This is a genomic window from Brachybacterium zhongshanense (assembly GCF_055385755.1).
Map to the genome: position 1 here is coordinate 1,972,433 of NZ_AP043790.1, position 12,846 is coordinate 1,985,278.

Here is a 12,846-nt window from a genome sequence, read left to right on the forward strand (position 1 = left end):
CAGGGTACCTGAATTGTCGCACGACCGATCGGCCGGACGCGCAGGGTCATCCGGTCAGAGCGCGAGGCTGCCCAGGACTCCCAGCAGGATCCAGCCGATGACCAGCAGGATCATCAGGCTCAAGTCAAGAGAGACCGCACCGAGGCGCACTGGGGGGATGATCCGGCGCAGCCCTCTCACGGGAGGATCGGTCAGCGTGTAGACGATCTCGAACAGGACGAGGACGAACCCGCTCGGACGGAAATCGCGGGCATAGGAGCGGATCCACTCCAGGACGAGGCGCGCGAGAAGCACGATGATGTACAGCAGGAGCGCGAGGTACAGCACTCCGGCGACGATCTGCATGCAGCCGCTCAGCTCTGGTTGTAGAAGCTGCCCTCATCCGCCGTGGTGTCGCCGTCCACCTGGACGAACTCCGGCGAGAGGAGGAAGACCTTGGAGGTGACGCGCTCGATCGTGCCGCGCAGCCCGAACACGAGGCCAGCGGAAAAGTCGACCATGCGCTTGGCGTCGCCGTCCTGCATGTCGGAGAGGTTCACGATCACGGGGACGCCGTCCCGGAAGGACTCGCCGATCGCCTTGGCGTCGTTGTACGACCTCGGATGGATCGTGGTGATGCGATGCATCGACTCCTCCACGGCCGGAGCCATGGACACGACCTGGGATCGCTGTCGGATCGGGGTCACCTGGGCCTCCCGTTCAGGAGCGGGCTCAGGGGCCCGCTCGGTGCGCCGAGAAGCGACGGGAGCCTCCTCGCGGAGATCCCGATCGTCCTCGTAGTACTCATCGTCGACCTCATTGGCGAGGCCGAGCGCCACCATGGCGTTTCGCCAGGTTCCCATCGCAGATCTCCCAGTCTGTCGCTTCTGTCACAGATGCAGGGCCCTGGGGAAGGCACGGGGAGTGCGCGAAGGCCCTGCCCCAGAACGTACCGCACCGATCCGAGTGCGATCGGGAGTTCGCTCGGCGTGTCACCACGACGTGGAGCGCCGTCTCCGGGTATCACCGCGCGTGACCCCCGCCACTCCCGAGCCTCCCGGTGCTCGGGTGCTCGCCCGGACCGTCCGGTCCGCCGGGACGGCCTGGACCACCTGGGCGGCCCGCACGACCTGTGCCGTCCGATCAGATCGAGCACGGATGAGGTCGTCGCGATCACACGAGAGCGATGACTCCGGCGAACCGACCGGTCCTGCTCTCGCGCCGATAGGAGTAGAAGCGCTCGTCCTCCAGCGTGCACGGATGATCGGCGTCGATCGCCGCACCGGGCAGCCCGGCCTCGCGCAGTGCCTGCACGGCGCCCGCGCGCAGATCGATCGCGGGCGCACCGCCGGTGGTGGTGGTCCCGACTGCGCTCAGGCGACGCACAGCCGCCGCCCGCATCTCCTCCGGCACCTCGTAGCAGGCACCGCAGATGCCCGGCCCTACCGAGGCGGAGATCCGCCCCGGCTCCGCTCCCAGTCGGACCATCTGGTCGACGGTCTCCTCGAGGACGCCATCCAGCAGACCCCGTCGACCGGCGTGCGCGGCTCCGATCACCGCTGCGGCAGGATCGACCAGCAGGACCGGCAGGCAGTCAGCCACCATGATCGCCAGCGCCACATCGCGACGGGTGGTCACCATCGCGTCGGCGGAGACCACAGGGATCGCCCCCTCGAGAGGCAGCACGTGCACGTCCGCCGAGTGGACCTGGTCCACGAACACGAGCTCGCGCCCGAGCTCCGCGGAGAGGAGATCACGGTTCGCTGCGACGGCGGCCTCGTCGTCTCCCACATGACGAGCCAGATTCAGCTCGGCGAAGGGCTCGCCGCTCCGCCCCTCGGTCCCGCTGCCTCGACCGGTGAACAGCGCGACCGCACCGGGCAGACGCGCCTCCCGGGCGACGAGGCCGGCGGTCACTTCAGGAAGGAGGGAAGATCGAGGTCGTCATCGTCCGCCGGGGGCTCCTCGATGACGGGCGGGCGCACCGGCTGGGGCGCAGGGGCGGGCGTGCTCTGCACGGCCTCCTCAGCATCGGCGGGGTCCAGCGCTTCGGTCTCGGGCTCTGCCGAGGGACGCGAGGGGGCGAAGGTCTGCTGCGGGGCTCCCCATGCTCCCGGAGCGGCCGCGCTGCTCGGACCTGCTCCCTGAGCAGGTGCCGGGCTCGCCGCAGGGCGCGACTCGGTGGCGGCCGGACGGGGGGCGGGAGCCCTGTCGGGCCGCGGTGCCTGGCGGTTCACCGCCTGGCCGGCGTCCTGACGGGGCGTCGGGCCACCGGCCTCGAAGCCCGCGGCGATGACGGTCACGCGGACCTCGTCACCCAGCGCATCGTCGATGACGGAGCCGAAGATGATGTTCGCATCGGGGTGGGCGGCCTCCTGGACGAGGCGAGCCGCCTCGGAGACCTCGTACAGGCCCAGGTCGCTGCCGCCCTGGATCGAGAGCAGCACGCCGTAGGCGCCGTCGATGGAGGCCTCCAGCAGCGGACTGGAGACGGCGAGCTCCGCCGCCTGCAGCGCACGATCGTCCCCGCGCGCGGAGCCGATGCCCATCAGCGCGCTGCCGGCGCCCTGCATCACGGACTTGACGTCCGCGAAGTCCAGGTTGATCAGTCCCGGCGTGGTGATCAGGTCGGTGATGCCCTGGACGCCGGAGAGCAGGACCTGGTCGGCGCTCTTGAAGGCGTCGAGCATGGAGACCTGCTTGTCGGCGATGGAGAGCAGGCGGTCGTTGGGGATCACGATGAGCGTGTCGACCTCGGCCTGCAGGGCCGCGATGCCGGACTCGGCCTGGGTCGAGCGCCGACGGCCCTCGAAGGTGAACGGACGGGTCACCACACCGATGGTCAGGGCGCCGAGGCTGCGCGCGATCTTGGCGACGACGGGCGCGCCGCCGGTGCCGGTGCCGCCGCCTTCACCGGCCGTCACGAAGACCATGTCGGCCCCGCGGAGGACCTCCTCGATCTCCTCGGCGTGGTCCTCGGCGGCCTTCTTGCCGACCTCGGGATCAGCGCCGGCGCCGAGGCCGCGCGTGATCTCCTTGCCCACGTCGAGCTTCACATCCGCATCGGACATGAGCAGGGCCTGGGCGTCTGTGTTCACCGCGATGAACTCGACCCCCTTGAGGCCGGACTCGATCATGCGGTTCACGGCGTTGACACCGCCGCCGCCTACACCGACGACCTTGATGACTGCGAGGGAGATCTGGGTTCCGGCCACGTTAGGTCCTTGCTCTTGTCGTTCGCCTGCCGAGAGGGGCCGGACCGCCGTCTCCGACGGGACTCCGAAACCCTCAACCTCAGCTTGAGGTTCGGGTTTCGGGGCGCCTCTCCTCCCCATCGACGCTAAGGACCCGCGGTACGGGGCGCAAACATCTCCCCCGCGTGTCGTGCTCGGATGACAGCCGGATCGCACCTCTCACGTGCGCTGTCGCCTTCCCGACCGCTGAGCGGCCTCGCTCAGCGCGTGACGGGGGCGACGGGCGAGGACACGTCGATGACCGTGCCGGGCTGATCCAGCAGCGCTGCGACGACCTCTCCCTTGAGCTCCGAGTCCTCGGCGTCGCCCCAGACGACGGTCTTCGGGTCGGCGTCCTCGAGCTCGAGGGTGAAGGTGACGTCGCTCCGGCTCGAGGCCGTCATCTCGGAGATCCCTCCGCGCAGCGCATCGGGCATCGCGGCGAGCACGGCCGCCATCGACTCCGTCGCCCCGTCGGGGTCCTGGGAATCGGCGGCGATCGTCAGAGGGACGAGGGACTCCCCCTCCGCCGCGGCGGCCGGCAGCTCGGTCCCCGTGCCGTCGAGGATGGCGATGCTGCCGTCCTGGCGGGTGATCTGGGCGACGGGCGCGCGCTCGGTGATCGTGATCGCGATGCCGTCCGGCCAGCGCCTCTCGACCTCCGCCGACTCCACCCCCGGGATCTCCTCGACAGATCCGGCGACGGCGGCGGTGTCCACCAGCGCCAGGCTCTCGCCGAGCTGGGGATCGACGGCCGCCGACACGTCCGCCTCGTCGACATACCCGGTGCCCAAGACGCTGACCTGCTGGAGCGTGAGCGCAGGGAGCCACAGCAGAGTGCTGGCGGCAGCCGCTGCGAGCACGAGCACGGCGACCACGGAGGCGATGATCGCACGACGACGGCGGCGCCAGGGTCGGCGCGAGGTGATCGACCGGATCACGCCCATGCGCGGTTCGGACGACGTCGGTCCAGCCGCAGAGGGCGCGGGCGCAGCGGCGGAGGGCGCGGGCCTCGTCGCACGTCGGACGGTCGCGGTGCGCGCCGGAGGCTCGGAAGGGCTGCCCGCCGAACGGGCCGACGCCGAACTCGCCGAACGGGCCGACGCCGAACTCGCCGAACGGGCTGACGCCGCAGGGCCCGATGAGCGGTCCCGGAGAGGGGATGCTGCGGATGAGGCGGCCCCGGCGGACGACGGCATCCCCTCGGCTGCGGAGGGCCGGGCGTCAGAACCCGCAGTGCGCGATGGCCGTACAGGCGCGGACGGCCGTGCGGTCGACGCGGGCCGACGGGCGGAGGTGGTGCGCGGGGCGGCGGGACGGCGCGCCATCAGGCGCCCTCGGAGCTCGTCCCGCTCGCGGCGAGCGCCGCGAGCACAGCGGGGGTCATCTCGACGATGTCCCCCGCGCCCAGCATGAGAACCAGGTCCCCCTCCGACGCTTCGGCCGCGATGATCCGGGCGACGGCGTCCGCCCCACCGCTCTCCGCGGTCAGGGCGGTCAGCATGGTGCGGTCGCCATGGTCGGCGATCGTGTCCGCGTCGACACCGGGGACCGGGTCCTCGCGAGCGGCATAGACAGGCAGCACCCAGGCGCGGTCCGCCAGGGACAGCGCCCGCGCGAAGTCGGCGGCGAATGCTCGCGTGCGGGAGAACAGATGGGGCTGGAAGACGGCGAGCACGCGGCCGCTCCCCTCGCCCTCGACGATGCCGCGGGCGGCTGCGAGCGTCGCCTCGAGCTCGCGCGGATGGTGGGCGTAGTCGTCGACGACTGTCACGCCCCGCTCCTGACCGGCCACGTCGAAGCGGCGGGAGGCGCCGGTGAAGGCCGCCAGACCGGCGGCCAGAGCTGCTCGGTCCGCCGCTGGGGCGAGCTTCGCCGCCGCGGCGAGCGCACCGACGGCGTTGAGGACGTTGTGGTGCCCGGCGACCGCGAGCGTGAGCTCCAGCTCGCCTTCGGGGGTGCCGATGCGCACCTGGGTCGAGCTCGCTCCGGCCACCTCCTCGAGCACGCGCCAGGAGGCGTCGTCGGCCGATCCGTAGGTGATCAGGTCGATGTCGGAGCGTGCGGCGCGCTCACCCAGCGCGCGGGCGCCGGGATCGTCGGCGCAGACGACGAGCGCCCCGCTGGGGACGACCTGCGCGGCCACCGCGTCGAAGGCGGCGACGAGGGTCGCCTCATCGCCATGGAAGTCGAGGTGGTCGGCTTCGAGGTTCGTCACGACCAGCGCGGACGGGCGGAAGGCGAGGAAGGAGCCGTCGGACTCATCGGCCTCGACCACCGCGAGCGCGGCCGAGCCGCCCGCCCCGGAGGAGGCGGCGTCGCCAGAACGTCCGCCGTCGCCGCTGTCTGCATCGCCCGCGGCACCCGCGAAGCCGGCGTTGCGGCCGAGGTCGGGGACGGCCGCACCGAGCGCCCAGGCGGGGTCCTCGCCCGCGCCCCGGAGCGCCATGACCGCCATCCCCGTGGTCGAGGTCTTCCCATGGGTGCCCGCGACGGCCAGGAGCCTGCGTCCGCCGAGCAGCCCGGCGAGGCCCGCTGCGCGGTGGATCACCGGGATGCCGCGCTCATGAGCCGCGACGACCTCGGGATTGTCCGCCCGCACGGCGGTGGAGACGATGACGAGATCGCAGTCCTCGGGCAGCAGGTCCGCATCGAAGCCGATGCCGATGCGCGCCCCTGCATCACGCAGCGGGGCGATGAACTGCCCGTCCTGCGAGTCGGAGCCGCTGACAGAGAGTCCCGCCTCGAGCGCGAGGCGAGCGACCGCGGACATGCCGGCGCCTCCGATGCAGATCACGTGCACGGAGCGGATCTCGTCCTCCGTCGGCCAGCCCTCCCTGGTCACCACGGGACCGGGAGTCAGGATCGTGCGATGCCGGGGGCGCGAGGAGGCCGTGGAGCTCATGGATCAACGGTAGCCGTCCGCGCACCGCGCACCCTTCAGGCGCGGCGTGCGGCACCGATCACGATGCCGGCGAGGACCTCGGCGGCGTCGGAGATACCGAAGGCCGTGGAGGCCTCGGACATCTCGGCGAGTCGCTCGGCGTCCAGCAGCAGCGGCAGCGCTGTCCCCGTCAGCTGTGCGGCGTCGAGCTCCTCGTCCGGGATCATCAGCGCCCCTCCCGCGGAGACGACCTCCTGGCCGTTGAGCGCCTGCTCGCCGTTGCCGATCGGCAGCGGAACCAGCACGGCGGGAAGTCCGACTGCAGTCAGCTCGCAGACCGTCCCGGCTCCAGATCTGGTCACCGCGAGGTCAGCGGCCGCATAGGCGTCCTCCATGGCTCGCACGTACTCGACCACTCGGTGCCCGGGCCGGTCGACGAGCGCGTCCGCCTTGCCCCTTCCGGTGACGTGGAGGATCTGGGCACCTGCGGCGATGATCTCGTCAGCCGCGGCGGAGACCGCCTCATTCAGACGCTGAGCACCCAGCGAACCGCCGGTGACCAGGAGCGTCGGCCGCTCGGGGTCGAGTCCGAGGGAGGAGCGGGCCGCGTCCCGACGGGCGCTGCGATCCAGATGCGCGATGCCCTCGCGCATGGGCATGCCGATGCGGCGGGCGCCGGGCAGGCTCGACCCGTCGAAGGCGGTCAGCACAGCGGCGGCACGGCGGGCGCCGAGACGGTTCGCCAGGCCCGGGCGGCGATTCGCCTCGTGCACGACCATCGGCACACCCTCTCGCGCGGCCATCAGATATGCAGGTGGGCAGACGTACCCCCCGAAGCCCGCGACCACGTCCGTCCGACGATCCCGCAGGATCCTGCGGACCTCGCGCAGGCTGCCGGCGAAGCGACCGGGGAATCGCAGCGCCGCACCGTCCGGCCGGCGCGGGAAGGGGACCTTGTCGATCGTGACCAGCTCGTACCCGGCAGCGGGGACGAGATCCGCCTCGAGTCCGTCGGCGGTGCCCAGGACGAGCACCTCCGCGTCCGGCGACTGAGCGGAGATGCGATCTGCGGTGGCGAGCAGCGGGGAGACGTGCCCCGCGCTGCCACCTCCTGCCAGGAGGATGCGTGGAGCGGTCATCGACGCTTCTTTCCGGTGGTGCGGCGGGTGCGGGAGGAGCGAGGGCGGGAGGACTGGGAGCTGCGGGAGCGTGAGCCCCGGCGAGAGCCGGTGCGCGATCCCGTCCCGGAGTCGGACGGCGACGCGTCGGCGCGGGGGGTCTTCTCGCGGGGCGCGGGCAGCACGCTGACGGAGCGGCGCACCGACCGGATCCCGGCGGAGATCGACTCCGGCGCATCGGGCTCGCGGCGCGCGAAGGAGAGCAGCACGCCGAGTGCGGTCATGGATGCCAGAAGCGCTGATCCCCCGGAGGAGATGAACGGCAGGGGCACCCCGATCACCGGCATCAGCCCGGTCACGACCATCATGTTCATGAAAGCCTGGCCGAGCAGCCAGCAGCTGATGCCCGCGGTCGTGATCTGCATGAAGCTGTCGTCGATGCGCGTGATCATGCGGAACATGAGCAGGGCGAGGATGGCGAACAGGGCGAGCACCCCCAGCGTGCCGATGAGCCCGAGCTCCTCGCCGATGATCGCGAAGATGTAGTCGTCCTCCGCGGCGGGCAGTCGGCCCCACTTCTGCCGGGACTCCCCCAGCCCCACGCCCCACCAGCCGCCCTCCGCGAGGCCCATCAGGCCCTGCTTGCTCTGGTAGCAGCTGTCCCCGTCGCAGGTCCCCTTCAGCCAGTTCTCGATGCGGGCCATGCGATTCGCACTGGTGACGGTCATGGCGGCCACGGCTGCGACGCCGAGCGACCCGGCGACGACGAACCAGCGACGCGGCACGCCTCCCACCCAGAGGGCGCCGGCGACGAGCATGCACATCACCAGCGCGGTCCCCAGATCATGGCCGAGGACGACCAGCCCGAGCGCGAGGACCACGCCGGGCACGACGGGGACGATCAGGTGGAAGGGCCGGTGCAGCAGAGGACGCTTGGTGGCGAGCACGGCGCCGAGCCAGACGGCCAGCGCGAGCTTGAGGAACTCCGAGGGCTGGAAGGTCTGGCCGCCGATGAGGATCCAGTTGCGATTGCCGTCGGTCTCGAAGCCGAGCGGCGTGTGCACGAGCGACTGCAGGGCGAGGCCGACGAACATCAGCGGCCACGCCGCACGACGGTAGAAGCCCGGGGGGAGGAGAGCGGCGACCACCAGCAGCACGAGCCCCAGGACGGCGAAGGTGCCCTGGCGGAAGAGCCCGGCGAAGCCGGATTCCCCGCGCGAGATGTTCAGGACGGAGGTGGAGGACAGCACCATCACCAGCCCCACGGCGATCAGCAGCGCTCCGACGACCAGGAGGCCGTAGAAGTCCAGCGCCGGGGACCGCAGCCAGCTTCCGACACCGGAGCGGACCCGCGAGCCGATGTTCCCCAGCGGCTGGTCCGAGCGCGCCGGGGAGGACGGGCTCCCGCGACCGGCGGAGTCCGCGGAGCTCGACGATCCGCCGCCGGAGCGTCGGCGGGAGGTCTGCGACGTCATGGGCGCTCCCCTGGCAGGCGGGACACGGCCGCCGCGAACAGGTCACCCCGCTCCGCATAGTCGCGGAACTGGTCGATGGACGCCGCGGCGGGCGCCAGCAGCACCACGTCTCCCGGGGAGGCGAGGCGCCGGGCCTGTGCCACAGCATCCTCCATGAGCCGGGTGCGTCCGGCGACGTCGCCAGTGTCGCCCGGTTCGATGCGGACGACGGGGACCTCCGGGGCGTGTCGCGCGAGGGCCTCGAGGAAGGGCGAGGCGTCCTCCCCGAGGAGCACGGCACCCGCGAGGCGGGCGGCCGTGACCGCCACCAGCTCGTCGACGTCCGCACCCTTGACATCGCCGCCGGCGATCCACACGATCCGCTCCGCCGCCGTCAGCGAGGCCCGTGCGGCGGCAGGGTTCGTGGCCTTGGTGTCGTCGACATAGGCGATGTCATCGACACGGGCGATGAGCTCGGCCCGATGCCCGCCGAGCCGGTAGGCGCGCAGACCGTCCCGCACCGCCACGGGCTCCACGCCGTGCGCGCGGGCCAGGGCGGCGGCGGCCAGCGCGTCGGCGACGATGTGCGGAGGGGCGCCCTGGGCTCCCAGGTGGGCGAGGTCCTCGAGGGAGGCGATCTCGGCGGCATGGGTGCGACGCTCGGCGATGAGGGCCCGGTCCACGAGGAGGCCGTCGACGACGCCGAGCTCCGAGGGTCCGGGAGCCCCGAGCGTGATGCCGATGGCACGGGCGCCCTCACGCACGTCGGCCTGCTCGACCAGGCGACGCGTGGCCTCGTCGGCGACGGAGTACACGCAGGCGCGCTCGACGCCCTCGAAGATCCTCCCCTTGGCGGCCGCGTACTGGGCGAGGCCGCCATGCCAGTCGAGGTGGTCGTCGCTGATGTTGAGCACCGCGGCCGATTCGCACAGCAGATGCTCGGTCCAGTGCAGCTGGAAGCTGGAGAGCTCGATCGCGAGGACGTCGAACCCCTCGGGATCCAGAGCCGCCTCGATGACGGGCAGTCCGACGTTGCCGCAGGCGACCGCCCGCAGTCCGGCGGCGCGGAGGATCGACTCGAGCATCGTCACGGTGGTCGTCTTGCCGTTGGTCCCGGTGACGGCCAACCATGCGGGGCCGTCGGCGGCCTGCATGCGGCGGGCGAGCTCGACCTCGCTCCACACCGGGATGCCGGAGGCGGCGGCCTCCGCGAGCAGCGGCTGGTCAGGTCGCCAGCCCGGAGAGGTGACGATCAGATCGATCTCGCGGCCGGCGGGCATCGCCTGCGTGTGCGCCGGGCCGAGGCGGATCTCGACACCGAGGACCTCGAGGATCCGCGCCCGCTCCCTCACTTCGGGAGTGTCCTTGCCGTCGACGACGAGGACCTCCGCTCCCCGCTGCATGGTCTGGTCCGCGACGGCGTAGCCGGAGACGCCGAACCCGGCGACGAGGATCCGCAGTCCGCTGACGTCGAGTCCCGGCCAGGGGCGCCGCTCGGCTTCGGGAAGATCCTGCCCGCGGCTCACGAGGCGATCCTCGGCAGCGCATCGAGGTAGAAGATCCCCAGGCCCAGCCCGGCGAGGATGCCTGCGACGATCCAGAAGCGGACCACGATCGTGACCTCGTTCCAGCCCTTGAGCTCGAAGTGGTGCTGCAGCGGGGCCATCCGGAACACGCGTCTGCCGGTGGTCTTGAAGCTGGTGACCTGGATGATCACCGACAGCGCGATCATCACGAACAGGCCGCCGATGATGGCACCGAGGATCTCCGTGCGGGTCACGATGGTCAGACCGGCGATGGCACCGCCCAGAGCCAGGGAGCCGGTGTCGCCCATGAAGATCTTGGCCGGAGAGGTGTTCCACCACAGGAAGCCGACGCAGGCTCCGATGATCGCGGCGCACAGCACGGCCGTGTCCAGCGGGTCGCGGGCGCTGTAGCAGTGCACGAGCCCGCCGGCATCGAAGTCGACGTTGCACACCTGCCGCCACTGCCAGAAGCTGATGATCAGGTACGCGGCGGTGAAGATGATGGTGGCGCCGCTGGCCAGGCCGTCCAGGCCATCGGTCAGGTTCACGCCGTTGGACCACGCGGCGACCAGGAAGTTCGCCCAGATCGCGAAGAGGATGAAGCCGACGATGGTGCCGGCGAAGGCGAAGTCCAGCCAGGGGATGTCGCGGACGAAGGAGATCTGCATGCTCGCCGGCGTGTTGCCGTTCTCGTCGCGGAACATGAGCGCGAGCACGGCGAAGACGGTCGCGACCAGGAACTGCCCTATCAGCTTCGCCCGAGGTCGCAGGCCCAGGCTCCTCTGCCGGGAGATCTTGATGTAGTCGTCGAGGAAGCCGACGACCCCGAGGCCCACCATGAGGAACAGCACCAGCAGCACGGTGGCTGTCGGGGGCGTCAGCAGCACCAGGTGGGTGAGGAAGTACGCCAGGACCGTCGCCAGGATGATCGCGACCCCGCCCATCGTGGGCGTACCGCGCTTGGTGGCATGGGAGGTGGGACCGTCATCGCGGATGAACTGGCCGTATCCGCGCTTGACGAGCACCTTGATGTACAGCGGCGTGCCGAGGATCGACAGCAGGAGGGCCGTCGTCCCCGCGATGATGATCGCGATCATGCGCGCTCCTCCCCCTTCGCGGGCTCGCGCCCGTCCTGCTCCAGCCCGCCGTCACGGGTGGTGTCCTGCTGGTGGTCATCATGGTCATCATGGTCGTCGGGCGTCCGCTGGCCCTGTTCCCCGCGCTCGGCGAGGCGAGCGAGCAGAGGGTCCGCGATGCGACGCAGGCCGGCATCCCGGGAGGACTTCAGCAGCACGACGTCACCTGGCACCACCGTCCGCTCCAGCACCGCCAGCGCCTCCGACACCGTCGGGAGGAGCTCCGACTCGCCGCCGAAGCTGCCTTCCAGGCTCGCGCCGTGGTGGATCGGGGCGGCGCCCTCGCCGACGACGTACAGCTGCGAGATGTTCAGCCTCACGGCGAGCCGGCCGATCTGGTCGTGCAACCGGACGGAGTCCTCTCCGAGCTCGAGCATCTCGCCGAGCACGGCGATGGTGCGGTGACCGCGGCCGAGGTGCGCGAGCGTCTTGAGCGCCTGGCGCATGGAGTCGGGGTTGGCGTTGTAGGCGTCGTCGATGACGAGCACTCCCCCGGCGCGACGCGCCTGCATGCGCTGCGTCGAGGCCAGATGCGCATCCTCGAGCGCGGCCGCGGCGCGAGCCGGATCGGCGCCGGCGACGATAGCCGCCGTGAGCGCGGCGATCGCATTGGCGGCCTGGTGCTCGCCGAGCAGGTCGGGACGGACCGGGAAGGTGCCGGCCGGGACGGTGGACCCGTCCAGGCGCACGAGCCCGTCGGGCACGACGAGGTCGAAGCTCGCGCGGGCCTCCTCGTCCAGGACCAGGTTCTCGCCGTGGACCTCGCCGGAGTTCAGGCCCCAGCCCGTGATCGGGGCGGCACTGCGGCCGGCCATCGCCGAGACCAGGGGGTCCTCGACGTTCAGCACGGCGCGTCCGTCGGCGCGGAGCGCCTCGACGAGCTCGCCCTTGGCGCGGGCGATCGCGTCGACGCTGCCGAACTCCCCCAGGTGGGCGCTGCCGACATTGAGCACGACGGACACGTCGGGACGGGCGATCGACGCCAGGTGCGCGATGTGCCCGATCCCGCGGGCTCCCATCTCGAGCACCAGGAACCGGGTGGAGGAGTCCAGCGAGAGGACGGTCAGAGGCAGCCCCAGCTCGTTGTTGAAGCTGCCCGCGGGGGCGATCGTCGGGCCGACGTCGGACAGGGCGAGGCCGATCAGGTCCTTGGTGCCGGTCTTGCCGGCGCTGCCGGTGATCGCGACGACCACCAGCTCGGGGTGCTCGGTGCGAGCGCGCTCGAGCTGTGCCCGGGCGAGCTCCGACAGGGCTCCGCGCACGTCCTCGACGAGCACGGCGGGCTGCTCGGTCTCACGAGACACGAGAGCAAGGGAGGCCCCGGCCTCGAAGGCCGACGGAACGTGGTCGTGCCCGTCGGTGCGCTCGCCGACGAACGCGGCGAACAGGTCGCCCTCGGCGACGCTGCGGGAGTCGATGCGGGCGACGCCGGAGATGATCTCGTCCCCGTCGGCCCCGCCGACCAGTCGACCGCCGGTGATGTCGGCGATCTCCCGTGCCGTGGTCTCGAGCATGC

At 71.6% G+C, this 12,846-nt stretch carries 11 protein-coding genes; all 11 read right to left on the reverse strand.

From position 1 onward, the window contains the following. Window positions 1-54: 54 nt before the first annotated feature. Entirely contained in the window at window positions 55-345 is a 291-nt protein-coding gene (locus ACZ5AJ_RS08850) for a YggT family protein (protein ID WP_464132980.1), read from the reverse strand. A gap of 8 nt (window positions 346-353) precedes the next feature. Then, window positions 354-842, reverse strand: coding sequence for a cell division protein SepF (locus ACZ5AJ_RS08855; protein ID WP_464132983.1), 489 nt, complete (start codon window positions 840-842; stop codon window positions 354-356). Between the two features lie 310 nt (window positions 843-1,152). Next, window positions 1,153-1,896 carry a peptidoglycan editing factor PgeF gene (gene pgeF / locus ACZ5AJ_RS08860; protein WP_464132986.1) on the reverse strand — a complete coding sequence of 248 codons (744 nt, stop codon included), beginning with the start codon at window positions 1,894-1,896 and terminating at the stop codon, window positions 1,153-1,155. Then, a complete protein-coding gene (gene ftsZ, locus ACZ5AJ_RS08865; protein WP_464132988.1) occupies window positions 1,893-3,194 on the reverse strand; it encodes a cell division protein FtsZ in 1,302 nt (433 codons plus the stop codon). The genes pgeF and ftsZ overlap by 4 nt, the downstream gene beginning before the upstream one ends. Window positions 3,195-3,433: 239 nt before the next feature. After that, complete coding sequence (locus ACZ5AJ_RS08870; RefSeq protein WP_464132992.1) at window positions 3,434-4,159, reverse strand: cell division protein FtsQ/DivIB; 726 nt, start codon at window positions 4,157-4,159, stop codon at window positions 3,434-3,436. A 380-nt stretch (window positions 4,160-4,539) separates the two neighbouring features. After that, window positions 4,540-6,117: a UDP-N-acetylmuramate--L-alanine ligase gene (locus ACZ5AJ_RS08875; protein ID WP_464132995.1), complete on the reverse strand. Its 1,578-nt coding sequence runs from the start codon at window positions 6,115-6,117 to the stop codon at window positions 4,540-4,542. A gap of 35 nt (window positions 6,118-6,152) precedes the next feature. After that, window positions 6,153-7,235, reverse strand: a complete 1,083-nt coding sequence (murG, locus tag ACZ5AJ_RS08880; RefSeq protein WP_464132997.1) for an undecaprenyldiphospho-muramoylpentapeptide beta-N-acetylglucosaminyltransferase — start codon at window positions 7,233-7,235, stop codon at window positions 6,153-6,155. Then, window positions 7,232-8,689, reverse strand: coding sequence for a putative lipid II flippase FtsW (gene ftsW / locus ACZ5AJ_RS08885; RefSeq protein WP_464133001.1), 1,458 nt, complete (start codon window positions 8,687-8,689; stop codon window positions 7,232-7,234). Before ftsW ends, murG begins: the two co-directional genes overlap by 4 nt. After that, entirely contained in the window at window positions 8,686-10,194 is a 1,509-nt protein-coding gene (gene murD / locus ACZ5AJ_RS08890; protein ID WP_464133005.1) for a UDP-N-acetylmuramoyl-L-alanine--D-glutamate ligase, read from the reverse strand. The genes ftsW and murD overlap by 4 nt, the downstream gene beginning before the upstream one ends. Then, window positions 10,191-11,291: a phospho-N-acetylmuramoyl-pentapeptide-transferase gene (gene mraY, locus ACZ5AJ_RS08895; protein ID WP_464133008.1), complete on the reverse strand. Its 1,101-nt coding sequence runs from the start codon at window positions 11,289-11,291 to the stop codon at window positions 10,191-10,193. Before mraY ends, murD begins: the two co-directional genes overlap by 4 nt. After that, window positions 11,288-12,844: a UDP-N-acetylmuramoyl-tripeptide--D-alanyl-D-alanine ligase gene (locus tag ACZ5AJ_RS08900; RefSeq protein WP_464133011.1), complete on the reverse strand. Its 1,557-nt coding sequence runs from the start codon at window positions 12,842-12,844 to the stop codon at window positions 11,288-11,290. Before ACZ5AJ_RS08900 ends, mraY begins: the two co-directional genes overlap by 4 nt. Window positions 12,845-12,846: the final 2 nt, after the last annotated feature.